The organism is Akkermansia sp. (assembly GCF_020860705.1).
Taxonomy (GTDB): domain Bacteria; phylum Verrucomicrobiota; class Verrucomicrobiia; order Verrucomicrobiales; family Akkermansiaceae; genus Akkermansia.
The window spans coordinates 23,648-48,224 of sequence record NZ_JAJBTT010000032.1 but is presented as its reverse complement, the minus strand read 5'-3'; the positions used below and the strand labels follow the sequence as shown (position 1 = coordinate 48,224).

The 24,577-nt window shown below is 58.4% G+C and carries 21 protein-coding genes and 1 pseudogene; 10 read left to right on the top strand and 12 right to left on the bottom strand.

Annotation, left to right across the window (positions count from 1 at the left end):
* Nucleotides 1-79: 79 nt before the first annotated feature.
* Both LIO64_RS06890 and tatC read right to left on the bottom strand, forming a co-directional pair.
* Nucleotides 80-916: an undecaprenyl-diphosphate phosphatase gene (locus LIO64_RS06890; protein WP_290548706.1), complete on the bottom strand. Its 837-nt coding sequence runs from the start codon at nucleotides 914-916 to the stop codon at nucleotides 80-82.
* 24 nt (nucleotides 917-940) lie between these two features.
* Nucleotides 941-2,089 (bottom strand): twin-arginine translocase subunit TatC, encoded by a 1,149-nt coding sequence (tatC, locus tag LIO64_RS06885; protein WP_290548705.1) that lies wholly within the window; start codon nucleotides 2,087-2,089, stop codon nucleotides 941-943.
* Between the two features lie 162 nt (nucleotides 2,090-2,251).
* On the opposite strand from tatC, the gene gltX reads away from it, so the two are divergent.
* A complete protein-coding gene (gene gltX / locus LIO64_RS06880; protein WP_290548704.1) occupies nucleotides 2,252-3,553 on the top strand; it encodes a glutamate--tRNA ligase in 1,302 nt (433 codons plus the stop codon).
* A gap of 193 nt (nucleotides 3,554-3,746) precedes the next feature.
* Here the strand turns inward: gltX and LIO64_RS06875 are convergent, their stop codons facing one another.
* Nucleotides 3,747-5,060, bottom strand: coding sequence for an amidohydrolase family protein (locus tag LIO64_RS06875; protein ID WP_290548703.1), 1,314 nt, complete (start codon nucleotides 5,058-5,060; stop codon nucleotides 3,747-3,749).
* A gap of 215 nt (nucleotides 5,061-5,275) precedes the next feature.
* Here LIO64_RS06875 and LIO64_RS06870 point away from each other — a divergent pair, with 215 nt between their 5' ends.
* From LIO64_RS06870 to queC, 3 genes are read left to right on the top strand one after another with little or no spacing between them, the layout of a single operon-like run.
* Nucleotides 5,276-7,732 carry a mechanosensitive ion channel family protein gene (locus LIO64_RS06870; RefSeq protein ID WP_290548702.1) on the top strand — a complete coding sequence of 819 codons (2,457 nt, stop codon included), beginning with the start codon at nucleotides 5,276-5,278 and terminating at the stop codon, nucleotides 7,730-7,732.
* Nucleotides 7,733-7,763: 31 nt separating this feature from the next.
* Entirely contained in the window at nucleotides 7,764-8,171 is a 408-nt protein-coding gene (queF, locus tag LIO64_RS06865; protein WP_290548701.1) for a preQ(1) synthase, read from the top strand.
* 8 nt (nucleotides 8,172-8,179) lie between these two features.
* Nucleotides 8,180-8,854 (top strand): 7-cyano-7-deazaguanine synthase QueC, encoded by a 675-nt coding sequence (gene queC, locus LIO64_RS06860; protein ID WP_290548700.1) that lies wholly within the window; start codon nucleotides 8,180-8,182, stop codon nucleotides 8,852-8,854.
* Between the two features lie 60 nt (nucleotides 8,855-8,914).
* On the opposite strand, the gene tmk is transcribed toward queC, so the two are convergent.
* The 4 genes from tmk to LIO64_RS06840 all read right to left on the bottom strand — a co-directional run bounded on the left by tmk (nucleotide 8,915) and on the right by LIO64_RS06840 (nucleotide 12,821).
* Complete coding sequence (gene tmk, locus LIO64_RS06855; protein WP_290548699.1) at nucleotides 8,915-9,535, bottom strand: dTMP kinase; 621 nt, start codon at nucleotides 9,533-9,535, stop codon at nucleotides 8,915-8,917.
* Nucleotides 9,532-10,902, bottom strand: a complete 1,371-nt coding sequence (locus LIO64_RS06850) for an MBL fold metallo-hydrolase (RefSeq protein ID WP_290548698.1) — start codon at nucleotides 10,900-10,902, stop codon at nucleotides 9,532-9,534. Before LIO64_RS06850 ends, tmk begins: the two co-directional genes overlap by 4 nt.
* Before the next feature lie 187 nt (nucleotides 10,903-11,089).
* On the bottom strand, nucleotides 11,090-12,037 hold the full coding sequence (locus tag LIO64_RS06845) for a hypothetical protein (RefSeq protein WP_290548697.1): 948 nt from the start codon (nucleotides 12,035-12,037) through the stop codon (nucleotides 11,090-11,092).
* A gap of 94 nt (nucleotides 12,038-12,131) precedes the next feature.
* The gene (locus LIO64_RS06840) at nucleotides 12,132-12,821 is read right to left on the bottom strand and encodes a hypothetical protein (protein ID WP_290548696.1); all 690 of its coding nucleotides are present in this window, start codon (nucleotides 12,819-12,821) and stop codon (nucleotides 12,132-12,134) included.
* Nucleotides 12,822-13,500: 679 nt separating this feature from the next.
* Here LIO64_RS06840 and LIO64_RS06835 point away from each other — a divergent pair.
* From LIO64_RS06835 to LIO64_RS06815, 5 genes and pseudogenes are all read left to right on the top strand, one after another.
* Nucleotides 13,501-13,605, top strand: a pseudogene (locus tag LIO64_RS06835) (DUF1232 domain-containing protein); the annotation flags it as partial.
* Nucleotides 13,606-13,700: 95 nt separating this feature from the next.
* Complete coding sequence (locus tag LIO64_RS06830; protein ID WP_290548695.1) at nucleotides 13,701-14,393, top strand: DUF4230 domain-containing protein; 693 nt, start codon at nucleotides 13,701-13,703, stop codon at nucleotides 14,391-14,393.
* 142 nt (nucleotides 14,394-14,535) lie between these two features.
* A complete protein-coding gene (gene icd / locus LIO64_RS06825) occupies nucleotides 14,536-15,783 on the top strand; it encodes an NADP-dependent isocitrate dehydrogenase (RefSeq protein ID WP_290548694.1) in 1,248 nt (415 codons plus the stop codon).
* A 207-nt stretch (nucleotides 15,784-15,990) separates the two neighbouring features.
* Nucleotides 15,991-16,347, top strand: coding sequence for a DUF3795 domain-containing protein (locus LIO64_RS06820; RefSeq protein ID WP_290548693.1), 357 nt, complete (start codon nucleotides 15,991-15,993; stop codon nucleotides 16,345-16,347).
* A 54-nt stretch (nucleotides 16,348-16,401) separates the two neighbouring features.
* The gene (locus LIO64_RS06815) at nucleotides 16,402-16,833 is read left to right on the top strand and encodes a VOC family protein (protein ID WP_345779571.1); all 432 of its coding nucleotides are present in this window, start codon (nucleotides 16,402-16,404) and stop codon (nucleotides 16,831-16,833) included.
* A gap of 117 nt (nucleotides 16,834-16,950) precedes the next feature.
* Here LIO64_RS06815 and LIO64_RS06810 read toward each other — a convergent pair whose 3' ends face one another.
* From LIO64_RS06810 to nrfD, 5 genes are read right to left on the bottom strand one after another with little or no spacing between them, the layout of a single operon-like run.
* Nucleotides 16,951-19,275, bottom strand: coding sequence for a c-type cytochrome (locus tag LIO64_RS06810; protein ID WP_290548691.1), 2,325 nt, complete (start codon nucleotides 19,273-19,275; stop codon nucleotides 16,951-16,953).
* Nucleotides 19,272-20,504, bottom strand: a complete 1,233-nt coding sequence (locus LIO64_RS06805) for a hypothetical protein (protein ID WP_290548690.1) — start codon at nucleotides 20,502-20,504, stop codon at nucleotides 19,272-19,274. Before LIO64_RS06805 ends, LIO64_RS06810 begins: the two co-directional genes overlap by 4 nt.
* On the bottom strand, nucleotides 20,501-21,175 hold the full coding sequence (locus LIO64_RS06800; protein ID WP_290548689.1) for a cytochrome c: 675 nt from the start codon (nucleotides 21,173-21,175) through the stop codon (nucleotides 20,501-20,503). Before LIO64_RS06800 ends, LIO64_RS06805 begins: the two co-directional genes overlap by 4 nt.
* The gene (locus tag LIO64_RS06795) at nucleotides 21,172-21,732 is read right to left on the bottom strand and encodes a quinol:electron acceptor oxidoreductase subunit ActD (protein ID WP_290548688.1); all 561 of its coding nucleotides are present in this window, start codon (nucleotides 21,730-21,732) and stop codon (nucleotides 21,172-21,174) included. Before LIO64_RS06795 ends, LIO64_RS06800 begins: the two co-directional genes overlap by 4 nt.
* A complete protein-coding gene (nrfD, locus tag LIO64_RS06790; RefSeq protein WP_290548687.1) occupies nucleotides 21,729-23,075 on the bottom strand; it encodes an NrfD/PsrC family molybdoenzyme membrane anchor subunit in 1,347 nt (448 codons plus the stop codon). The genes LIO64_RS06795 and nrfD overlap by 4 nt, the downstream gene beginning before the upstream one ends.
* Nucleotides 23,076-23,559: 484 nt before the next feature.
* Between nrfD and LIO64_RS06785 the strand changes: the two genes are divergently transcribed.
* On the top strand, nucleotides 23,560-24,573 hold the full coding sequence (locus tag LIO64_RS06785) for a chorismate-binding protein (RefSeq protein WP_290548686.1): 1,014 nt from the start codon (nucleotides 23,560-23,562) through the stop codon (nucleotides 24,571-24,573).
* Nucleotides 24,574-24,577 lie beyond the last annotated feature (4 nt).

Genomic DNA, 24,577 nt, shown 5'->3' with positions numbered 1-24,577 from the left:
TTTCCTATAGTGGAAAACAATAAAAAAGCCGCCTGCCCGCAGAGGACGGCGGCTTGATATTCAACTGCCGGGATGGAAGTTAATGCATCAGCCCCATGGACAGGAGAACCAGCGTTGCGATGCCGATGGCAATGCGGTACCAGCCGAAAACGGCAAAACTGTGCTTCTGCAGGTAGGAAACCATCCACTTGACGGCCAGCCATGCGGAAAACCAGCTCACTACCGTTCCTACGGCCAGGGCTTCCCATCCAAAGGATTCCAGCATCAGCGCCCCATCCTTGTACGCATCATGGGCCGTGGCCGCACCCAGGGTAATCAGCCCCAGCAGGAAGCTGAACTCCACGGCGGCCTCCACGCTCAGCCCCACGAACATGCCTCCCAGCATGGTCATCAGGCTGCGGCTGGTGCCCGGAACCATGGCTACGCACTGGAGCGCACCTACCGTCAGCGCCTTGGCCGGGGTCAGGCTTTCAATGGAAGCGCCGGCATTTCCTTCATTGGAACGCCCCTGCCTGGCGCGCCAGGCGCAATACGCCAGAATCACACCGCCGCCCACAATCCAGGAATAGGCAACCGTGTAGGTATTAAACAGGTATTCCTTAATCAGGGAGGCGCAGCAGAGGCCCACCACGGCGGCGGGCAGAAAGGCCAGAATGAGGTTGACCAGCAGTTTCAGTCCGGCGGGATTATTCCCGCGCACGCCCTGCACCATCGTCTTCACCCGCGGAAAATACAGGCTCAGCACCGCCAGGATGGCTCCTCCCTGGATGCAGACGGCCAGGGCATCCAGCGCTTCCTTGCTCTGGGACATGTTCAGCAGGGATTCCGTCAGGAGAAGGTGCCCCGTGGAGCTGACCGGCAGGTACTCGGTCAGGCCTTCCACAATGCCCAGGATGATGATTTCCATGAGATTCATGATAATAATGTCGTTGGATTTGGATTAATGGTTGTAGGGAGAATTGTTATTGTCAAAGTCTTCTTCAAACCGGGCGACTTCCTCCCGGGAGCGGGCCGCTTCCTTGCGCTCATGCATCCAGGCCAGAATGATGCATATTTCATACAGTGCGTACATGGGAACGGCCATCAGCATCATGGTGGCTACGTCCGGCGTGGGGGTGATGACCGCAGCCAGAATGGCGATCGCCACAATGGCGTAGCGGCGCGTGGCCTTCATCATATCGTAGGTCAGCACGCCCAGCTTGACGAAAGGCATCACCACCACGGGCAGCTCAAACGCCAGGCCGAACATCAGGATCATCTGCGTGGCGAAGGACAGGTAGTAGCCGATGCGCCATTCATTGGAAATGCCGAACTCCAGGGAATACGTGTAAAAGAAGGTCAGCACCCTGGGAAGCACGATGAAATAGCAGAACAGCGTTCCCGCCAGGAACAGCCCGAAGCCGATGGCCATGCACTTGTACAGCAGCCTGCGCTCATGCTCCAGCAATCCCGGAATAATGAACTGAAGCAGGAAGTACAGCAGCAGGGGGAAGGAGATCACCACCCCGGCATACAGGGAGAGCTTGATGGTCAGCATGAACGCCTCCCCGGGCTGGAACGCGCTCATCATCTTGAGGGCTCCCCGTCCCGTCCCGTCCGTTAAAACGGCCTCTTTGGCATACAGGGCCTCCGCCAGCTCCCGCACGGCAGCGGAGGGGCTGCCGTCATTGATAAAAATCTTTTTCCTGTCCTCCGGCAGGGGCTGCGCTCCCCGGAGCACCAGGGCCGCCTCCGTCAAATCCGCCAGGGACGGGGAAACCTGCCGGAGAAGCAGTTTCCGCTGGCCGGCGTCCAGGCTCGTCATGGCCGTGGCCATTTCCTTGGCCTTCCCCCAGGCATCCAGTTCAATTCCCGCAGGCAGGTGGGATTCCTCAAACATGTCCCAGACCTGGTTGACGGGATGCCTCAGAATGTCCATCAGGTTGGACGCAAACCCGGCACACAGGATCGTGCTGACGGTCAGGCACAGGGCCATCCTCAGCAACATGGTCCGCAAGTCGTCCAGATGCTCCAGAAAAGGTTTTTCCTCATCATCTCTCTGAATCTGCCATTTTTCCCGCAGGCGGAATATGTGCTTTAAAAAGAACACGGCGTTAAATGAATCCTAAAAGCCTCTTCCAGGCAAGCCGCAAGGCCGACAACGCCATAAAAAAAGCCTGTGCTCCATCTCTGCCGCCGCGCCTCCGTTTTTTGGCATGTCCCCCTGTATCTGCTTGACGCAGGCAGGCAGGCCCTTACTCTCTTACCCATCATGAGTCACGTCAGAACAAGATTCGCTCCTTCCCCCACGGGCTACCTCCACATCGGAGGCGCACGCACCGCCCTGTTCAACTGGCTGTTCGCCCGCAAGATGGGCGGCACCTTCATTCTTCGCATTGAGGATACGGACAATGCCCGCAACACGGAGGAAGCCACCCGCGCAATCTTTACCGGCATGGAATGGCTGGGCCTGGACTGGGATGAAGGCCCCATGAAGGGCGGCGATTGCGGCCCTTATTTCCAAAGCCAGCGCAATGATATTTACGACGCCTATTTCAAGAAGCTCCAGGAAGCCGGACGCGTGTATGAGGACGACGGCGCCTGGCGCTTCCGCTTTGACCGCTCCAAGCCCGTCACCTTCCATGACCTGATCTGCGGAGACATTACAATTGACTACCGGGACGCCTCCAACACCCCGGACATGGCCATCCGCCGTGCGGACGGCTCCTACATCTTCCACTTCGTCAACGTGGTGGACGACATTGAGATGAAGATGACCCACGTTATCCGCGGGGAAGACCACATCATGAACACGCCCAAGCACATCCAGCTGTTTGAGGCCTTCGGCGTCACTCCTCCGGTTTTCGCCCACATGCCGCTGATCCTAAACCAGGACGGCTCCAAAATGTCCAAGCGCGACGTGGGCGCAGCCCTGGGCACCTATCCGGAAGAAGGCTTTCTGCCGGAAGGAGTCATGAACTTCCTGGCCCTGCTGGGCTGGTCTCCCAAGGACGACACGGAAATCTTCTCCCCGCAGGAACTGATCGAACGCTTTTCCCTGGAAGCCGTCAACCACTCCGCCGCCAAATTTGACATCACGAAGTGCCGCTGGGTCAACCAGCAGCATATCATTGCCCTGGCTCCGGAGGAATTCGCGGCCAAGGCCCGGCCTTTCTGCCTGGATGCCGGACTGCCGGACTCCCCGATTCTGGACGCCGCCATTGCCACCGTACAGACGAAGGTGCAGACCCTGGCGGAAGTGCCGGATAAAATCCGCTTCTTTTTCAACCTGAGCATGGACCCGGAAGCCCTTGCCAAAGTCCAGCCGGAAGCCCTGGAACTGCTTTCCAAACTGGCGGACAGGCTGGAACGGGAACCGGAATGGGACGGCCATGAACTCATCGGCGTGCTGAAAGCCTTTGCCAAGGAAAACGGCGTGAAGATGGGAGCCGTCATGTTCCCCGCCCGCGTTGCCCTGACCGGCCTGAGCGGAGGCCCGGATCTTTCCTCCGTCTTCTCCCTGCTGGGCCGGGAGGAATCCGTGAAGCGCATCCGTTCCTTCTCCCTGAACTGATTCCTGCGGAATCAGACTTCCGTTCAAACGCTCCGGACGCCCTCCGGAGCGTTCTTTTTTGTGCCGGGAACGGCGCAAGCCTTTGCGGCCATTAAAACATCAACGTTTATGGAGCAAACACGCTCTTTCTCTTTAAAATCAGTGCAACCACAGCGCATGTTTCAGTTTGCCTCCAAGAGCCCGCGGCGCGTCGTCAGGACAACCCCAGAAACGCCGCCGGATTAACCGACATCAATTCCTGGCGTTCCTGATCCGTGAATATGTTCCGGAAGTTTTCCATGTACTCCTTCATCCCGTCCAGGAAAAGAAGGTTCAGATAAAAATCGCTGCCGAACAGGAATTTGCGGCGCACCTCTTCGGGAGACTTGATGAAATACTCCCTCATTTCCCTGAGCTTGGAGGCCTCCGTAATGCAGGAAAAATCCGTATGAAGGCCGGGAAACTTTTCCATCATTCCGTAAATCAGTTCCGTCCATTCCGTGCCGTCGTCCTGGCAGCCGAAGTGGGCCAGGTTCAAACGAAGATCAGGGAAAGCCTCCATCACCTTTTCCCACAGCCGCGGATGATTCAAAAGTTCGGCTTTCTCCTTAACCCGGAGCTTGTCCGTCAGCCGGAAATGCTTGAATTCCAGAACGCCGTCATGGGGGACGACTTCTCCATCCCGGCAAACATGGCCGTGCACCCTCACGGAAGGCGCAAAGCTGGCAAAGCCGCCGCCGGAGCAATGGGCCGTCAGTGGCACGCCGTGCCGCTCGCAATACCCATACAAAGCCATCAGCACCGGGTCCGTAGGGGAGTAACCATTGGGGCAGTACAGCTTGAATCCATAAAAACCGCCCTTCCCTCCCAGGCGCGGAACCAGCCTGTCCGTCATGGGGGAAAGATCAATTTCCCCGTCCGGACCGAGCAGGAAGTTGGAGGGACGGCGCGGATCCACCACATAAAACGGAAATACCCTGCCGGAATGGGCCGCCGCCAGTTTAAGCAATTCTTCTTCCTGGGCCTGGAAGGCATCCCGTTTCCCCAGGGAGAGCTGTTGCGTCTTTCTGGACAGGCGCCGGATGTCCTGCTTCATCTCCCCCAGTTCTTTTCTTTCCTCTCTTCCGGCCCGCATTCCCTGCCTATGGAGTTCTTTGCGGAGCACGGCCCATTCCGTCCGGGATGCTCTCCTGACGTTCTTCTTCCAGGCCTTTTGACGCATGATCCTGCCGGAACAATCCGCGCCCTTCATGCAGTAATCCAGGTCAAACATCAGCGGCACGACGGCATTGCAGGCGCCTTCCGCCAGCAGCTTGCCGTAAATTTTCTCCGTATCCATGAATCCCGTCTTGAAAAAACGGATGATCCTTTTCAAATCGCTGATGCCTCCCACGGTTTCCAGGCGCGCCAGTTCCCTCCGGCGGTCTATTCTGGAAAGGATGAAATCCACCAGCAGCCTCCAGGAAAGAACCTCGTGGTTGAACAAATGGCAATGAGCGTCTATGGTCAGCATTTCAGGACTCTTCATACAATTCATGGAACTTTTATCATATAATCCAACATTTCCTTAAAAAATCAATCATGAAATAAATGGAACCATCTCCGCCTGCAGGAAACCCGGTTCCGGGAAAAAACGGTTGAACCGTTCGCCGGAAAATACATGGCTTCCCTGCAACGCCGTCCCGGCAGCGGGGAATATAACCTTGACCGTAATGCCCCCAGCCCCTAGAACTGAAACCGTTCATGAGCATCCCTGATTACCGGACGTTTTTCCGCTGCTGCGCCTCCTTCCTCCTGGCGGGGGTGATGGCTGCGGGCCATGCTGCGGCACAACAGGAGCCGGCACCTGCCGCCGTTCCGGAACAAGTGCAGGAAGCAGCCCAGCCGCAAGTCCGGGAAGAGCCGGATCATTCGGAAATGGACACCGTCATCATGGCCCTGTGCCATGAAATTTCCATTCTGAAAAAGAATGAGGAAAAAAGGATGGCCATCCGGGAAATGCTGGTGAGGGAAGCGGACTCCACTTACAATTACTTTGACACCAGGGTGTATGAAATGTCCGCCGTGCTGTACGCCCTGGACGATCAGAAAATCTTTACGCTGGCCTTTTACTGCAAGGCTGCCACAAGGCTGGTCAAACTCTATTACGCCCAGAGGCCCGATTTCCAGGGACAGGAGGAACGGCTGGACAAGGAAATAGGGCGCATCAACAAACTGACGCAATCCCTGGAAGAAGTCAATACGGACAACTTGTCGGAGCCCTCCCTGGTGCAGAGGGACGAAGCCCTGCACACCTGCCGCTCCCTGGAAGACACCCTCCAAAAGGAAAAGGAGCAACTCCTCTACCTCAAAGAGCTGTTCAACAATCTGGGCGACAAGATAGACAGCCTGAACAACGAGAGCAGCAAGCTGTTCACCTCCCTGTTCAACAGGGTATTCTACACTCCATCCTCTGCGGCCAAGTATATCTTCCTTAAGCCGCTCAAGACCTATGAATTGTGCATGGCGGCGTGGGAAACGTCCGCAGACAGCAAGCTTCAGCTTCCGTCGGACTCGGAAACGCTCAAGCATTACGGGCTCATCCTGCTGGGCATCATTTTCTGCTCCTACTGGCTGTCCCGTTTCATCGTCTTCCTGGGCTTCAAAAAAACGCTGGAAAAGACGGGGAACTACAACAAGCGCAACGCCTTCACCAACGTCACCACCATCCTCCTTGTAGCCCTGGTTCTCGTCCTTGCCTCCCTGCGCACGCCGGACTACCTGCTGAAAAGCGCGGCCTCCCTGGGAGCGGAATTCCTCCTTCTGGTCAGCGCCATCCTCTTCTCCCTGGTGACGCGCCTCCAATACGGCACCATCAATGCCGGCATACGCATCTACATGCCCTACCTGCTCCTGGGGGGCTTCTTCATGCTGCTGCGCATGTTCATGGCGCCCAACATCATTGTGGATATTTTCATGCCCGTCCTGTTCACGCTGGTTTCCCTCTTCTCCCTGCTGACCTGGGTGCGGCAAAGGCACAAGCTGCCGCGGCTGGACCGCTTTTTCTCCACCATCTCCCTGGTGCTCACCATCCTGGGCAGCGGCCTGTGCTGGGCCGGATTCAGCTTCATGGCCTTCCTGGTGCTGATGACGTGGATTATGCTGATGACCAGCATCCTGCTCCTGGTGGGGCTGTGGGATCTGCTCCACCACTATGAAAACCGCCGGAAGGAACGGAACAAGCAGGCCATCCTGTGGTTCCGCCCCTTCGTTTCCAAGCTGGTGCTCCCCTGCCTGGCCATCTTCCTCATCCTGTTCAGCATCATCTGGCCGGCAGCCACCTTCGACATGGGGGACCTCATCATCAACAAGATCTACGCCACCACGGAAATCAAGGATTTGCTCACCTTCAGCTGGAGCCACCTCATCACGGTCATCCTGATCGCCATTGTGCTCAACTACCTGATCTTCGTCGGTAAAAACACCCTGCATGAAATCTATGGAGAAAACTATGAAGTGGGCATCGTCCCCACCTTCGTGACGCTCTCCTCCCTGTTCCTGTGGGGACTCTTCGTCTTCACGGCCCTGATCATCATGAACGCCAACTACAACGGGCTGCTGATGGTCATGGGGGGCTTGAGCATGGGCATCGGCTTCGCCCTGAAAGACACCATTGAAAACATCATCAGCGGCCTCTCCCTGATGCTGGGGCGCCTGCGGCAGGGGGACATGATTGAATGCGACGGCTACCGGGGCCGCGTCTCCTCCTTGGGCTATCGTTCCACCATGATTGAAACGCTGGACGGCTCCATCATCGCCTTCCAGAACTCCCAGCTCTTCAACAAGAACTTCCGCAACATGACCCGCAACCACAAATTCGAATGCGTGAAGGTGGAGGTGGGCATCTCCTATGGAACGGATGTGGAACTGGCACGCAAAATCATTCTGGAGACACTGGCCTCCCTGCCCTTCCTGTCCAAGGTGAAAAAAACCAGCGTGGTGCTGGACAGCTTCGGGGACAGCTCCGTCAATCTGGGCGTGTGGGTATGGATTCCCGTCATGACGAAGTCATCCAGCCTTTCCTCCGTGCGGGAACACATCTATAATGCGTTCAACGAACACGGCATCTCCATCCCTTTCCCCCAACAGGACCTGTACGTGAAAGAATTCCCCGGCAGGGAACCCGTTCAGGAAAAAGACGGTTCCGTGCAGGAAAACTGAACATCCGCATCCATTACCACATCCACCATCCATGTCTGACAACCTGACCCTCCTCGGTTCCCAGAGTTCCTTCTTCACCAGCCCTGACGACGCCAAGCTGGAATCCTTCCCCAACCGCGGTACGCGCCCTTACACCATCACGCTGGAAACGCATGAATTCTCCTCCCTCTGCCCCGTCACCGGGCAGCCGGATTCCTGCCGCCTGACGATCACCTACGTTCCGGAGGAGAAATGCGTGGAAACCAAGTCCCTCAAATACTACCTGGCTTCCTACCGCAACTATCCGGCCTTCAACGAACAGATCGTCAACCGCATTACGGATGACCTGGTGGCCGCCATCTCCCCGCGCTGGCTGAAGGTGGAAGGCCGTTTCTCCCCCCGCGGCGGCATCCAGCTGACCGCCATGGCCGAGCACAACCCTGAAAACCGCCCCCTTTAACCCGCGCCATGGATAAAAAGGAAACCGCCGTGCTGCTCAGCGGAGGGCTGGACTCCAGCGTAGCCCTGCACTGGGCCCACCGGAACCACCATGCCCGGGTGGCCCTCAGCTTCAACTACGCTTCCAACCATGCGGAACGGGAGCTGGAATGCGCCGCCTGGCAGGCGGCCAGCCTGGGCATTGAACACCGCGTGATTGATATTTCCTCCATTGCCCCCCATTTGAAATCCGCGTTGCTCTCCGGCGCGGACGACATCCCGGACGGCTCCTATGACGAAGAGCTGATGAAACAGACCGTCGTTCCCTTCCGCAACGGCATTTTCCTGTCCATCGCGGCAGGCATCGCGGAAAGCCATGGAGCGGAACAGCTCGTCATCGCGGCCCACTCCGGGGACCACAGCATTTACCCGGACTGCCGGGAGAATTTCATGGCCGCCATGACGGAGGCCATCCGCCTGGGAACCTATGCGGGCCTGGGCATCCTGCGCCCTTTCATTCACACGTCCAAGGGGGGCATCGCCGCCCTGGGCCATGAACTGGGCGTGGATTTCTCCCACACCTACTCCTGCTACAAGGGCGGAGCCGTCCACTGCGGCACCTGCTCCACCTGCATGGAACGCCGGGAAGCCTTCAGGGAAGCCGGAATCCCGGACCCGACGGTTTATGCGCCTGCGGCGCAGTGACCGAACCCGGGGATTAACTGTTAAAGGAAAAATTCCCGGCACCAGGCTATGAAATAACGCCTATTCACTAAGCACTTCGGGAAAATGCCCGGAAAGGGCCTTCCGCACTCTTGCCGTCACTTCCTCCTTCCCGGCGTCCGCATCCACGCGGAGCATCCAGGGTTCATGGATGGAAGCAAAAACATGGCGGCAGGCGGCAAGCCCGGCTTCCGTCTCAAACGCGTCGCGTTCCCCACGGTCTCCGATGCGCTCCAGCGCCACGGAAACGGGAATATCCAGCCAGACGACGGCGTCCGGCACCGGGGCAAACTCCTCATTGGCGGCGCGGATGGCGGCCGGGTCCACCCCGCGGGCGCCCTGATAGGCCATCATGGAAAGGTAATAGCGGTCCAGCAGCACCCACGCTCCGCGCGCCAGGGCCGGAGCGATCAGCGTTTCCACATGCTCCCGCCTGTCTTTCAGGAACAGGTCCACTTCCTCCTCCACGGAAAGGCGCCCCGTTACGGCGGAATCCCGTAGCATCCGGCCCCACTGCCCGCGGGTGGGTTCAAAGCTTTGCACCACTTCCAGCCCCCTTTCTTCCAGATGCTTCCGCAAGTGGCCAATTTGAGTGGACTTGCCGGTCCCGTCTATGCCTTCAAAAACGATCAGACGGCCTTTTCTCTCTCCGGTAAAACTCATGGCTCAAACGTGTAGCGCTGTCCCGGCACGGGGGCGATGATCGTGGAATCCGGCATTCTGGCGGAAAGCGTATCGTGCATCCATTCCACGGCGTCCGGGTCTCCGTGCACCAGAACCACCTGCCTGGGATTCAGCTTCACGGCATAATTGACCAGGGCGTCGCGGGTGGCGTGCCCGGAAAAATCAAAACAATCCACGGTGCAATGGCGGCGCACCGGCTGCCCGTTGGGCCGCATCTTCACCAATTCCCCTTCCGGAACGGCCTTCAGCTGGCCGGCCGGGGAATCCGGATCGGCGTACCCCACAAACAGGATGGCGTTCTTCTCCTGCGGAAGCACCTGCTCCGCCATGACGTTGGAGAGTGTGTTCTCCGTCATCATGCCGCTGGAAACCACATAAATATTACCGGGAGAGCACACCAGGGGGGCCTTTCCCTTGCGCGGCAGCGGAATGGTCTGAATCTCCTCTTTCAGCTTGAACTCGTGATCGTGCCTCCGCGTCAGCCCGGCAAAACGGTCATACAGCAGGGAAACCTTGGCGCTTAACCCGCCGAAGTACACGGGCGTCTTGGCGGGAATGACCCCCTGCTGCTTGAAACGGTGGATATTGAACAGCATCTCCTGGCTCTTGCCGATGGCGAATACCGGAATCAGCACCGCGCCGCCGCGTTCCAGCGTCTCCGCAATCGCCTTTCCAAACCTCACCATTTCTTCCGGGCGGGAATAATGCGCGCTCCGCTGGAAGCCGCCGCGCGTACACTCCATAATCAGCGTATCCACGCCGGATTCCGGGAAATCCGCTCCGGGAATCATGCTCTGGTCTTCAAACTGCACGTCGCCCGTGTAAAACACGGTGTGGCCGCTTTCTCCCTCCAGCATCACGCCGGCGGACCCCAGGATATGGCCGGCGTCGTAAAACGTAGCCAGCACGTTCTGGCGGAATCCTACGCGGAACGCCTCGTTGCAGGACTTGGCATGCCAGGCATCGCTCAGCCTGTCCAGATCGTTATGGGTGAAAAAGGGATACTCCACAATGCCCAGGTCCAGCCTTTTGGCGCTCATCACGTTCACGGAATTGTGCAGCATGACTTCAGAGAGAGCGGCGGCGGCAGGCGTCATAAACACATCCGCCGCAGGCTGTTTCTCCTGAAGCACGGGCAGCGTTCCCAGGTGGTCCAGATGGGAATGGCTTAAAAAAACGGCCTCCACGGAATTGGTTTCCAGGGAATCGAAATCCGGCATGGCCGCCCGCCCCTCCTTCTTGGGGTGCATTCCGCTGTCAAGCACGATCCGGGTGCCGTCCATTTCAAGCAAATAGCAATTGGCCCCAATCTCCTCGGCCCCGCTGATATTGGTAAAACTGATCATTATATGCCGCAGGAGAGTACCTGCTGCCTCCCCCCGTGTCAATGGCCGCCTTCATGTTTGCCAAAGCCGGACAAGCCCGTTTCCGGGAATGGACGCGGACGACGGAACAAGAAGCCTCGCCTCCCTTTCCCGGAATCTTTCAGCCTGCGGAATGGCTGATGTTCAGCTCCTGGCCGTTCCGGGACATTCAGCTTCCGGAGCCGGAGGAACAGGTCCCTGAAATGATGTTGACAAAAAACGGGACGGGAATGCCCCACATCCGGATTTGAAGGTTTCCTTCTTTCTTCAACAGCCTGCGGCCCAAGCTGCTCTCCCATCTCTCCACCGCGCCCCTTAGCTCGTTTTCCGCACCTGCCGACTCTTGAACCAGCTCTTCCCGGTTCCTCCTGAAATACCCGGCATAAACGGTTTTGTCCACATACGCCGTCAGCAACATCCACCTGAACCGGTGAAAACCGCAAGCGGCCAGTTCCATCACCAGGAAAGGGGATTCCTTTTCCTTCGCCATTTGATCAAGCATATCCGCATATTGCCTGGTGACCTCCATTTCCTGCCGATGATAATATTTCAGTACGATATCATCCATTTCATGGCCATGGGAGGAACTGCCCTCCTTCATCAACCATGGCGTCGCACCGCCTGGGCGCCATGTATCCGGCTCAGACTCCTGCCCGGTGGGAACAATAACGTCCATCACCCCCGCACATTCTTTTCCCTCCCTCCGCATTTCATCCGAATCATCTGTCCCCGGTTTCACCATGACCGGCTTTTGCAGCTTCTTTCCATTCAGAGACAGGATGCGGACATTCCAGCCGTCCGGAGCTTTGACATACTCCCCGCGGAAGGATGCCGGAACCGTTTCATCCATTGAACCAAGCATGAAACAGTCATCTATCCACACGGGCTCTTCCGGAGATGAAACCATATGCACCAACAGGGGATAATTGAAAAAACGGCATTCCCTGGTGGGCGTTCCCTGATCGCATCCCACATGAATTTCAAACGGCCACACGCGGACTGTATCACAAATCTCCTCAGTCATTTCACCATCAACCGTGTTGCGGACAGCCGTAAACACGGAGCAGGCAAACCACCCCGAAATAAAGAAAACCAGATACTTAATGATTTTTTTCATGCTCATGTTTTATCATTCCCGGGAATGATTCTGTTTGGAAGCCTGTACAACTGGTTCATCAAGTATCTAATCATGCCCATCCCCGGAGGAATCATTAAAAGAGATGCAATAAACGCAGTTTATTGCTCCACGGCTTGCTCCGGAAGCTGTGAATCTTTTCAAGACAGGCCTCCGCTTCTTTCTGAGTTTGTTCCAGGTCCGCCAGGTTACGTTTGATATAATCCATTCTTGCCTCAAGGGGGAGGCTGCTTTCCATCAAGATCCAGAACAACCATTCCTGGACTTCATAAGTCCAGTTTTTTTCCAGGGCCAACGTCTGTTTTTCATCCGTCATCCGATCCAGAAGGCTGGCGGACATTTTCAGGGATCTCATCACATGATGCTGATAACTCTGCAAAACGGCATCCTGCAAACAAGAAAGAGTCTGGGGAGTGTTTTCCATCACCACAGAAGGAAAAGCCCCCGCATCCCGCCAGCGGATGGGATCCCCTTCCGCTCCGCAGGGAACCAGGACGGGAATGATCCCGCAGCAGGGCGTGCTTGTTGCAGACGGGAATCCTTCAGGCTCCTTCTCCAAAGCCACATTCATCGGTTCCGGCAGTTCATGTCCATTGAGGGAAAGAATGTTGATTTCCCATGTATCCCGTTTGCTGATGACTCCTGTAAAGCAGACGGGCGTCAGGTGGGGAGATTCACCCTTGATCCACACGGAAGAATCAATCCGTTCCCGGACGCTGTCAGGGGAAGAGTCCTTGTCTTCCCCTGCTTGCAAAGGGGAAAACACGGCACTGAACAATATACATAAGGAAAACAAAAACCACTTGTTCATCAGACGATTCCATCATAGGAGAAAAAATAATGCAACAAGATTCAGAACGGAGGAAGCCGTTCTTCAAGGAAAACAGCCCTTTTCCTGTTGCCTCCTTTGGGCGGGATGGCACGCCGTCTCCCGCCTTTCCTTCTTCCGGGAGTCTCCCGGTCCCTCCTTCCCCCTTTTCCCTGCCAATTTGCATGTCATAAGGCGGGAACTGCGGAAAGACGGACTCCATGCACTACGTAATTGCCGTAAACGTCCCCTACTCTTTTCAACCACAGGAAACATGCTCCCTGTCGCATCCGGGAATTGCTCTGGACGCAGCCGGGAGCGCATGAGATAATTTCTGCAAGCTCCGTGATGAAAAAGAAGCCTTCCCGCAAAGACGATTGCAGGAACTCCCTGCTCCGTGTTTCTTCCCAGACGAATATTCAGGAAGCCGGGACCGTGGCTCCCATCATCGGCAGTATCTGCATTCATCCTTTTTCACCCTGTAACGGATCGTTCCTTTTCGTCAACTTCACCCATAGGCATCCCCATGAAAAACAAGCTTCCCCTTCCACCCAACAGCTCCAGCCAGCAATGGCTGACCAGGGCCATCAATTATTTCCGCAGCCGGGAGGGAGAACCGCGCCTGTTCACCAGGCGCAAGCTGGTTCTCCTTGCGCTGACGGCGCTCTATGCCTTTTCCCCCATTGACCTGATTCCGGATTTCATTCCCGGAGTAGGCCAGATAGACGATCTGACCGTCATCGCCTTCACGTTCCTGGCCCTGTTCATGCCGCCCATCAAGAAGGACGGCTCCCATGAAGACCCGGAACCCTGAGCTTCCCATCCGCACAGCTTTTCATGAGTGATTCCCCTCCATCCTTCCTCCATACTCCCTCCGTCGTCGTTCTTGTCAAAGGCGTCGTCCTGATCGGGGTTCTGGCCGTGCTGTTCTGGGGCGTCCGCTCCTGTGTCACCGCCCCTGTGGAAAAACCGATGGAAGTGGCGGAAAAACTGATCGAGGCAGGCAGGGAAATAGGGCTGACCCTGATCAACAAGGGTTTCTCTTCCGATCACGGCGGCGTGGCCCTGATCGTGCAGAAGGATAAAAAAGTGGCCAACCTGGTTACCGTGGAACGGACCTTTGAGTATGAATACCGGTATTCCACCACCTGGTGGTGGAGCAGGAAGACGCTGGTCCTGAAAGCGGCCTACCGCGCCCACGGAGGGATAGACCTGGATGGTCCCGATCCGCTCCGGATTATCATTCCTGCGGAAAACAAAGGCCCCGTCACTGCGGAAGGGCTCCACGGAAAGCTGGTTTCCTGCGAGATGGTGGAAGGCTCCCTCCGGGTCGTGAAGGATGACGACGGCATTTGGAACAAGCTTACCCAGGAGGATGCCGCCATAGCCGTCAATCTGCTGAACGAGAGCGCCCGGAAGCACATCATGGAAAGCGGCCTGAAACGCCAGGCTGAAGAAAACTTCCTGCTCCGCCTCCGGGAAAAAGCCGGAAATCCGGAAGAAAAGTCCGGAAAGGACCGCTGGTTCTGATAACGCCCCGGGGAACGCCTGCGCCAACAGCCTGAAGCGTTCCATCACGTTCACTGAAAACGCATGCCGCGCTCCATCAAAGCTGGGAGGCCGTTCTTTTATCTTGCCAAAACAGGCCGCGTCCTATAAAGGAACGCACGTCATGGCTCATTTAACATTCACCCCTCCCACGGACGGCGCAGCCGTCACCATGCAGAACGGCAGGATTTGCGTTCCTGACAGGCCCATCATCCCCTTCATCATCGGTGACGGAACGGGGCCTGAAATCTGGGCGGCGGCATCCCGGGTGATTGACGCAGCCGTGAACAAGGCCTACCAGGGCAAGCGTTCCATCGCCTGGTATGAAGTCTTTGCCGGGCAGAAGTCCTTTGACAACCTGGGCACCTGGCTCCCCAATGAAACGGTGGAAGCCTTCCGCACCTACCTGGTCGGCATCAAGGGCCCCCTCACCACTCCCGTAGGCGGCGGCATCCGCAGCCTGAACGTGACTCTGCGGCAGGACCTGGACCTGTTTGTCTGCCTGCGTCCCGTGCGCTATTTCAACGGCATTGAAACTCCCGTCAAGGCTCCGGAAAAGGTGGACATGGTCGTTTTCCGTGAAAATACGGAAGACATTTACGCCGGCATTGAATTCAAGGAAGGCTCTGAGGACGCCAAGCTGTTTTTCGACACCATGAGCCGCATCTTCCCGGACCGCATGAAGAAGGTGCGCTTCCCGGAAAGCTCCGGATTCGGCATCAAGCCCGTTTCCCGCGAAGGCACGGAGCGCCTGGTGCGCGCCGCCATTGATTACGCTATAGAGAACGGCCGCAAGAGCGTCACACTGGTGCACAAGGGCAATATCATGAAGTTCACGGAAGGCGGCTTCCGGGACTGGGGGTACGACATCGCGCGCCGGGAATACGGCGCCCAGCCCATCGGGGACGGTCCCTGGCTCCTGCTTCCCAACGGAATCGTGATCAAGGACTGCATTGCAGACGCCTTCCTTCAGGAAATCCTGCTCCATCCGGAGAACTTTGACGTAGTAGCCACGCTGAACCTGAACGGAGATTACATTTCCGACGCCCTGGCGGCGCAGGTAGGCGGAATCGGCATCGCTCCCGGCGGCAACATCAACTACCTGACGGGCCATTCCATCTTTGAAGCCACCCATGGCACCGGACCCAAACTGGCCGGGCTGAACAAGGCCAACCCCAGCTCGGTCATCCTGTCCGCGGAAATGATGCTGCGCTACATGGGCTGGACGGAAGCGGCGGATCTGCTGATTCAGGCCATTGACCGGGTGATCTCTGCAAAAACGGTCACCTTTGACCTTGCGGAAATGATACCCGGCTCCACGGAGCTCTCCTGTTCCGCCTATGGCGACAAACTGGTGAAAGCCCTGAGCTGACCTCGTTTTCCAGTCTTCTTCATCCGGCTGCCTTTTTGCCCACATTACGTGTGGAAGGCAGCCTTTTTTGGGGAACCCGATGTCGGTGACATCCGGTATTTCCGGTTCCAGCTATCTTTTCCGGCTGATGCGGGCTACGGAAGTGAATATCATTGACCGATAGTGCGGGGCCGGATAAAGAAAAATATAAACAGTTATCAACCCATCATGAAACCATTGATTGCATGTTGCGGACTGGATTGCGAAAGTTGCGATGCCCGTATAGCCACCGTCGGAAATGACGAGGAGCTAAAAGAGAAAACCGCCCAAAAGTGGAGCGTCATGAACAACGCCCCGGAAATTACGGCGGCTACCATCCATTGCATGGGGTGCCGTACAGACGGAGCGAAATTTGCGTATTGCAGCGATTACTGTGAAATCCGCAGATGCGTGCATGAGAAAGGATTTAACACCTGCGGTGACTGTGAAGAACTGGACAAGTGCCGGATAGTCGGTTCCATTTTCCAGCATCATCCCGGCGCCAAGGAAAATCTTCTGTCTCCGGAAATGAACACCCGCGGTTAAACGGCCAGGGTATTGCCCCGTTAAACATTAAATTCCCAATCAATGAAGAAGAATATCAACAGAGTGAACATCATTTGCCTTGGAGTCAGAGACATGACCAAGGCGCTGCAATTTTACCGTGACAAGCTCGGTTTTAAAACGGACGAAACAGGCGACCATCCCGACGTCGTGTTTTTCAACACCCCCGGAACGAAACTGGAACTGTACCCGCTGGATTTGCTGGCAAAAGACATCAACGGGGAAAATCCGCCGTCCATAGGAACGGGCTTCGGCGGAATTACACTGGCCTATAATGCCAAAACGAAGGAGGAAGTTATCGAAGTCATTGAACTGGCCCGGAAAGCGGGAGCCAGAATCGTCAAGGAACCCCAGGATGTTTTCTGGGGCGGCTTCCACGCCTATTTTGCCGATCTGGACGGCTATTACTGGGAGGTTGCCTGGGGGCCGAATGATCAGTTTGACGATCAGGACATGCTCATTCTGTAACCGGAGAGTGAAAGAACGGGAGGGTCTTTCCATTGAAAGAGAGACACCCCCAACCACCGGGAAGGCTTTTGGGGGACGAAGCTCACACCGGGACGGCTAAAAAACGGAAGGGGCAAGTTACAGCTCCCGGCGGATGGCGTCGATCTGTTCCGGCGTGTAGGAGGCCTTCTCCCTACCGCCGAAATGACGGCGCAGGTAGGTGAGAAGGTTCGCCAGATCACGGGAATCCGTAACGCCGGGGGGAAGCATGGTGGAATTCCATTCCTTTCCATCCACCGTAATCGGTCCGGTCAGCCCCTGGAGAATGATTTTAACGATTTCCTCGTCAGGCTTTTCTTTCAGCCACTCGGACCCGGCCAGGGGCGGATAGGTCACCTTGTCACCCATGCCTTCGTTTCCATGGCAGATGGCGCATTTGGAGAGGTACACGTCTCTTCCCTTTTCCATCACGGCGGCTGCGCGGGCCTTTTTAAGGCGTTCCATGTCCACGGCGGGGGGATGGGCGGCATAGTCCGGATGAATGTGGGACAGGCCCGAAAAAGAATGCATCCGGTCGCGTTTTTGGGAGGGTTCCACTCTCCTGAGGGAAGAAAGGTAATTTAACAGGCGTTCCCCGCGCGTGGAAGGCACCAGTTCCCTCCCCCGCTCCACCCGGACAGGCAGCGCGTCCAGGGAAGGAGCGTTCCCCTCCACCGGACGTTCTTCAAACAGGCCGGTCATGGACGGACACACGGTCCAGGGCTTTTTAAATTGCGGTTCCCGCGGATGGTAAAGATGCAGGGCCAGCCATTCACGCACCTGCGCGGCCCGGCGCGTGCCTCCGGATACGGCGTCTTCATATTCCAGCCTGCCAGCGGCGTATTCCGCCGCATTGCTCAAATCCGGCCCTATGGCCGCCACGCCCGCCTGCGGCGCGCCCTCCCTGTTGAATTCGGCGTCCATGTCTTCCGGCTCGCTGACCCGGTAAGGAAAATCAGGGTCCGTCCCGCGGTCGATTGCCGTCTGCCAGTCTTTCCCGGACATGGAACGCCGGATCATCTGGGTATGGCACAGGGCGCAGCCCTCAGCGGCGTAAATCCTGGCTCCCTCCGCATCCTGGACAGGCCGCCTGACCTCCAGGGAATCCGGAGCCGGAGCATGCAGCAGAACGGCCGCCGCCGTCACCAGCGCCAGAACCGCCACCACGGAGGAGATGGGAAAAAGACGCTTCGGAGCCGGAGTTTCCCTTTCCCGTGCCCCGCCCTTCATCTCTGCTGAACCCCACAGGAAGAAGCTTCCCATGAGGCACAAGGCCATGGCAACGGCATGGACGCAGGCGGCCATGCCCACCCAGCCGCTCATCAATTCCGCACGCCTGGCCTCCGGAAAAGCCTGTACGTCCAGCGCGGCGACCATGCCCACGGCATACGTCAGAAGCACGCCGAAGACGCCCGCAGACAACAGCCACCATGCCATGGGAAACCGTGAGGGATTCTTTTTTCCAGCCATCATCAGCACTCCGGCCCCCAGGAGTGCCCATAATTCCGCCTCATGCCATGCGGACAGGGAAAACTGCATCAGCTCCGGCCAGAAACCGGCCGACACGTTCCACACCGCCAGCAAGGCGAGCATGGAAGCACCGGCCTTCAGCCACGTTCCCGTTTCCGGACCGGGCTTCCTCCAAAGATAAACCGCCATCAGCACGGCGGGAAGTGCGGCGCACCAGGACCAGACCGCTCCGGCCTCCACCAGCACCCAGGGCACAGGAAAACCTTGAAGCCCGGCCAGTCCTCCTACCAGCGGAGCCGCCGCCAGCACCGCCGCCATCCAGACCGCCAGCACTCCAAACAGACGGCCCTGCGCCACGTTCAAGCGGAATGCCGCCGCGCCCAGGGCGGAAAACATCAGCCCGCAGGATACGCATCCCTCCAGAGAGGAAACATCCAGCAAGCCGTTCATGGACAAAGCCCGCGTATGCCACAGCACCGCCAGGGCCGCGGCCATGCAGCCGGCGGAAGAACTGAACAGCAGGCGCAGGGGCCACGGGAAAGGCCGGAACCACACGGCGCATGCCATTCCGGCGGAAACCAGGGCAAAAACCGGACAAACCCACCAGTCAAAAGGCATCAGGAGCAATCCACTTCCGTCGCCTGCTGCAATCGTGCCCAGCCCCAGAATCACACAGGCATGCCAGAGCCATTCCACAGGCTTCAGCCATCGTCCGCCGATCCCTGCCATGAAAGAGAACAGAACAGGGAAAGCCCAGCCATAAACCAGAACGCCGTAAAAAGCGAACATGAGGCGTCCTGCCGGCCAGGGCAGCGGTTCCCCCGCCACCAGCCCGGACGCATATGACAGCGACCACATCAAACCCAGCACGCAGGCCGCCGCCAGCCAGAAAAAGGGCAGCCATTCGCCCGGACGGCGGCGGAACAGGGAGGAAAGGGAGGCGGGAAAATTCATCGTGATTCGGGAAATACCCTGCGGACGCTCAAGGCCCCCAGGAAGGAAAAACAACAGATGGAGCCCATCACCCCAAGGAGCAGGACCAGCGGAAGCCAGGACCCCCACGCACCCGGTTCCAGCCCCAGAACGGGGCAGAACATCCAGCAGGCTTCCAGCAGGGAACCGGCCAGAATGCAGATGCAGACAGCGCCCAGCGCAGAGGAGCGGCGCCTCAACGCGGGGAACAGAAGGACGAGGAAGGGCAGCAGAAGCTGCAATCCCAACGCAACAGAGAGAAGTCCGTTCCAGCCGGAGGACGCAGCGTTATAAAAGGACATTTCCGCCGGAATGGAGGCATACCAGGTAATCATGTACTGCGAATACGTCAGATAGGCCTTCACCAGCACCATGGCCGTCAGCATCCCGCCCAGACGCGGCCACGGCAACCTTTTCCCTCCGTCCAGTTTCCCCAGGCCCGCGGCGGCCAGCACAGCAAACGCCAGGGCTGCCAGCAGGACATACGCAATCATGTACACGGGAAACATGGAAAGAACGGCCCTTCCCGTTCCCCCCAACAGATCAAATCCCAGCAAGCCCAGCATCATGACGACGGCAACCATGCAGAAGGCGGCCGCACCCCTGTGGAAGGAAGGCTGCCAGATGTTTTTTTCCGCGGCCAGCGTCTCCCACACCTGGGCCATGCTCCAGGCCAGCACTAGAATAATCCCCATGCGCACATACAGCCACGCCGGGTTCCACCACGTGGGATCGGTCAAATCCAGCACGCCGAAGGCCTGGACGCCGGGAGAGGAAATATCCGCCACGCCCCAGTAACGCGCCGCTTCCGGAAAAATGACGGTAGTCAGGCAGCCGACGGTTCCCGCCAGCGTCAGAACGCCGGGCAAAAAGCCCCAGCATCCAGCCGCCAGCACCCTTCTCAGCGCCATGCCCCACCCGGCTCCCGTCACGGAAGACAGGCAGAGCCAGAACAGACTTCCCAGACAAACACCGGCCCCCATCAGGCCCACAACCATTCCGGCGGCGGCAAACGGCCTCCTCAATTCATGCAAACGGGTTCCGGCTACCGTCATGTCATCCCATGGCATGGCCGTAAAAGACTGGCGCATCAGCACGCACCACAGCAGGACGGAGACGATCCACAAGGCGAGCGCCATGGAACGCCCGGCCCAGCGGAAGCCCGGCCTGTCCCGGCGTTCCTTTCCGGTTGAAGATGTATTTCTATTCATGGACGGGGGTCCTCCTCTTTCATGGGTTGCTGCTCCTGAGGAGCGGACGGCTGCGCCTGCAGATGGCGGATGAAAGCCACCAGGCACCAGATTTCCCGCGCCGTGAGCATATTCCCGAACGCGGGCATGTTCCCCTGACCCAGACGAATGCTCCGGAACGTTTTCCCCGGAGAATAGGAGGAATACTTCTCATCCCGGAAGGAACCTATCTGCGGATAGGTATCATAAGCGGCCATGCTGCCGCGTCCGTTTCCGTCCGCACCATGGCAGACGGCGCAATGCGCCAGATATAGGGTGCGGCCCTCCGCCAGCACGTCACGGCTGCGTGAAACGCCGCCCAGTTCCAGGGGCATGGAATCCTCCTCCCCTCCCTGCATGCGTCCGGAAGAAAAATAAGAACCCTCCGAAGCAAAGGAATCACGGTCGCCTGCCCGTTCCCGGCCCGTTCCTCCTCCCCCCAGGGACTGAGCCACGGCATGGGGCGGCCTGAGACGGACTGTCCGGCCCGCGGGAGTGAATGGGTCCTGCACCTGCTGGGCGTCCGTCAGCGGACGCTCGTTCATATTGTCAAACAAATGGGGAACGGCATTCCTGCCTCCGTCGTCCTGCACCAGAAACCAGGCAATCCCCAGCAGAACCAGGGCGCCTGCCGCTATCACGCCGCCTCTCATGACCGGCCTCCTTCCGCAGGGATGTATTCGCTCGCCTCCGGCTGGAGTGCCGCAGCCAGGGCGGCGGAATGCCCCTCACGGCCTCCTTCCAGCAGAATGAAATAACCGTCCCCGTGTTCATCCGTCCTGAAAAAATCACACTCGAACGCCCAGTCGTTCCACCGGGGAAGAACGGCCCCTTTCAGGAACCCGGCCGCCGTCAGGAGCCCGGTTCCCAGCAGCGTCCCTTCAAACAGGGGAGGAACGTAGGCGGGCCAGTTATCCCAGCCCTGTACCCTGCCCTGGGTCACCAGGGGGTCCGCGCAGAACTGCGTCCAGTAAATCCACAAGGCCACCGCCAGAAAGCCGCACAAGCCTCCCGTCACGGCCCACAGCCGCACGCCTGTGCCCACGGCCCTCCCGGCATGACGGCTGGCAAGCCGGACGGCGGCGCAGGGATAGGGCGCGCAAACCTCCCAGCGCACTCCTTCCTCCTTCACCAGCTTGATGACGGCCTGATGAAGAGCTTCTTCCGAACGGAACGAAAGCACCCAGCCGGAAGTGATGCGCTTCTTCATGCCCCGCCCTCCTTGTTCAGGGATTGCTGCTCCCGCACATCACACAGGGAAAAGAACGGAGTCACGCGCACCAGCGCCATGTACAGGGCCGTGAACAGCCCTGCGCTCCCGGCCATCATGGCCAGGTCCGTCAAGCTGGGAGCATAATCTCCAATGTTGGCGGCCAGCAGGGACGCCTTCAGGGAATTCACGACGATCCAGAAACGCTCCATCCACATGCCCGCAAGCACGCCCAGGGCCACGACGGCAATCACCCACCGGTTGGTGCGCAGGGAGCGGAACCAGAACAACTGGGGCAAAACCACGTTTCCGGCGATCATGGCCCCCAGAAACGCGGCATTCACCGGATTCCTGCCCGGGAACAACTCCGGCGCGCCGCCGTTCAGCATCACGGCCATGTGCTCCCACAAATACATGGCCCCCATCACCAGGGCCAGGGCCAGTACAAATCTGGAGCTCAAATCCAGAATGGCCGGAGTAATGGCCTCCCGGACTCCGCTGCCGGCCATCAGCCGGCGCACCCCCAGCAGGATCAGCTGGACCATGGCCATGCCGCTTAAAATGGCTCCCCCCACGAAATAGGGCGGGAAAATGCTCTGGTGCCACCCCGGCACCTGCGTCACGGAAAAGTCAAAGCTCACCACGGAGTGGACGGACACCACCAGCGGAGTCAGAATGGCTGCAAAAAGCAGGCTGGCCTTTTCATAGGCGCGCCATTGGCGGCCCGTCCCCTGCCAGCCCAGCGCCAGCCACCCGTACCGCCGTTTCAGACGCCCCGTGCAGCAATCCCTCAGCAGGGCGAAATCCGGCACCAGACCGATGTACCAGTACAGCAGGGAAAGCAGGAAATACGTGCTGACGGCCATGACGTCCCACATCAGGGGGGAGGCCATATCCGGCCAGATGCCGCTCACTTCCGGCAGGGGGGAAGCCATCCAGGCCATCCAGATGCGGCCCACGTGCACCACGGGAAACACGGCGGCGCAAACCACCGCGCACAGGGTCATCTGTTCCGCTCCGCGGGCGATCGGGCTTCTCCAGGACTGGCGGGTCAGCAATAGAACGGCTGAAATCAGGGTGCCCGCGTGCCCAAGGCCTATCCAGAAAACGAAATGAACGATGTCCAGCCCCCACACCACGTTATTGTTCAACCCCAGCACCCCTACGCCCTCCATGGCGATGCGCCAGGAACTCCACCCCACGCCCCACGCCGCCAGCAGAGCGCTGGCCAGAAACACGCACCACCACACGGGTCCCAGCGGTTTCCGCACCTCCGCCAGCATGGTCTTCACCGGAACGGCGGCGGAAGAAACGGCTGGTGCTGGTCTGGTCATCATCTGCATGGGCGGAAGCTCGTTAGAGCTTACTTGAGTGCTCTTTCCCGTCAATTCAAAAGGGGAAGGCACGTGACATGACATGCGGTCCCCCGCAGAAACGGCATTACTGAATATCCATGGCCGCATCCCTGGGAGCAAGGGGCTCCCGCCCCTTGAAAAAATTCCGGACAGGAAAGGATGAAGGGAAAATTTCCCTGCGCGGCGCTGTAAAGGAAATTTTAAACACGAAGGCCGGAAACCGGGCAAGCCCGGTTGGACGGAAAGCGCAAGCTTGAAGCCCGCAGGGTGAGTGAATCTGAAAGATGAACGAATCAAACCTCCATCCCCAGGTGAATGTCAGTCAACCGTTCACGGCAGCCCCTGAAACATCCTGGAAAAACAAACGCGCGCATCCGCTCTTCTCTGGGTCACCATCCCCATTCCATCCGGCCCCCTGCAAACATTCAAATAGCTGGAAATCCCAGCCACGGCATTTTAAGATAAACGCCGCATGGACATAAGCACGCTGACTTCCGGAGCCCTGATCAGACACCCTTCCCGCGGCCTTCTTCTCGGGACCGGCCCTTTCAGGGAATCGGCCCAACCTCCTGAATCCGGAAGAGCCTTTTATGTCAACACGTTCCGACTGGATGACCCGCGGCCCTGGAAAATACCGGCCTCCCTGCATTCCATCACGGAACCGGAAGGCCCCCTGCCGCCCGCTCCGGAAATCCGGTGGACGGAGCCGTCCCCGGACGCGTACGCCCAGGTTTTTACGGAAATGACAGGCCAGATCGCTTCCGGTCATCTGGTGAAGAGCGTTCCGGCCACGCCCCAGTTTGGAGAAATGCAGCCCCCCCATGTTCCCCGTGAACTCATCCTGCGGGCCATCAGCGGCTCACAAGTCCATTACCCCTATGCCTGGTGGACGGAACAGGAAGGATTCTGCGGAGCCACTCCGGAAACCCTGTTCCACCAGCAGGGCCGCCGCCTGACGACGATGGCCCTGGCCGGAACGGCCCGTCCGGAAGACGAGGGAGTTTTCATCAATGACGACAAGGAGATCCGCGAGCACGAAATTGTGGCCGGCAGCATCCTTTCCCGCCTGTCGCCTTACGGCAGCGTTACCAGAACATCCCGCAGCGTGCTGGATCTCGGCACCTTGATTCACTTCGTCACCTACCTCACCCTGGAAGCGGACAAACCGATGCCTCCGGACTACTGGATACGCCTGCTTCATCCCACCCCCGCCCTGGGTTCCCAGCCCCGCACGGAAAAGACGCTTGCCCAGCTGGACGACTGGCGGTCGCGCCTTCGCTGTCCGGCCTATTTCGGCGCACCGTTCGGGTTCCTGGAAGACGGGGACTTCTTCTGCCTGGTAGGGATCCGGTCCATGTACTGGCAGGGACGAAGGGTGGCGCTCTGCACCGGAGGCGGCGTGGTGGCTTCCTCCACGCTGACGCATGAATGGCGGGAACTGAAACTAAAGAGGGATACGGTCAGGCACAGTTTCCGGCTTCCCTGACATC

Bases quoted from the DNA above. Each gene is read 5' to 3' on its own strand.
- LIO64_RS06890 (WP_290548706.1), bottom strand. From the start codon at position 916: ATGAATCTCATGGAAATCATCATCCTGGGCATTGTGGAAGGCCTGACC.
- gltX (WP_290548704.1), top strand. From the start codon at position 2,252: ATGAGTCACGTCAGAACAAGATTCGCTCCTTCCCCCACGGGCTACCTC.
- LIO64_RS06875 (WP_290548703.1), bottom strand. From the start codon at position 5,060: ATGAAGAGTCCTGAAATGCTGACCATAGACGCTCATTGCCATTTGTTC.
- LIO64_RS06870 (WP_290548702.1), top strand. From the start codon at position 5,276: ATGAGCATCCCTGATTACCGGACGTTTTTCCGCTGCTGCGCCTCCTTC.
- queF (WP_290548701.1), top strand. From the start codon at position 7,764: ATGTCTGACAACCTGACCCTCCTCGGTTCCCAGAGTTCCTTCTTCACC.
- queC (WP_290548700.1), top strand. From the start codon at position 8,180: ATGGATAAAAAGGAAACCGCCGTGCTGCTCAGCGGAGGGCTGGACTCC.
- tmk (WP_290548699.1), bottom strand. From the start codon at position 9,535: ATGAGTTTTACCGGAGAGAGAAAAGGCCGTCTGATCGTTTTTGAAGGC.
- LIO64_RS06850 (WP_290548698.1), bottom strand. From the start codon at position 10,902: ATGATCAGTTTTACCAATATCAGCGGGGCCGAGGAGATTGGGGCCAAT.
- LIO64_RS06845 (WP_290548697.1), bottom strand. From the start codon at position 12,037: ATGAAAAAAATCATTAAGTATCTGGTTTTCTTTATTTCGGGGTGGTTT.
- LIO64_RS06830 (WP_290548695.1), top strand. From the start codon at position 13,701: ATGAGTGATTCCCCTCCATCCTTCCTCCATACTCCCTCCGTCGTCGTT.
- icd (WP_290548694.1), top strand. From the start codon at position 14,536: ATGGCTCATTTAACATTCACCCCTCCCACGGACGGCGCAGCCGTCACC.
- LIO64_RS06820 (WP_290548693.1), top strand. From the start codon at position 15,991: ATGAAACCATTGATTGCATGTTGCGGACTGGATTGCGAAAGTTGCGAT.
- LIO64_RS06810 (WP_290548691.1), bottom strand. From the start codon at position 19,275: ATGAATTTTCCCGCCTCCCTTTCCTCCCTGTTCCGCCGCCGTCCGGGC.
- LIO64_RS06805 (WP_290548690.1), bottom strand. From the start codon at position 20,504: ATGAATAGAAATACATCTTCAACCGGAAAGGAACGCCGGGACAGGCCG.
- LIO64_RS06800 (WP_290548689.1), bottom strand. From the start codon at position 21,175: ATGAGAGGCGGCGTGATAGCGGCAGGCGCCCTGGTTCTGCTGGGGATT.
- LIO64_RS06795 (WP_290548688.1), bottom strand. From the start codon at position 21,732: ATGAAGAAGCGCATCACTTCCGGCTGGGTGCTTTCGTTCCGTTCGGAA.
- nrfD (WP_290548687.1), bottom strand. From the start codon at position 23,075: ATGCAGATGATGACCAGACCAGCACCAGCCGTTTCTTCCGCCGCCGTT.
- LIO64_RS06785 (WP_290548686.1), top strand. From the start codon at position 23,560: ATGGACATAAGCACGCTGACTTCCGGAGCCCTGATCAGACACCCTTCC.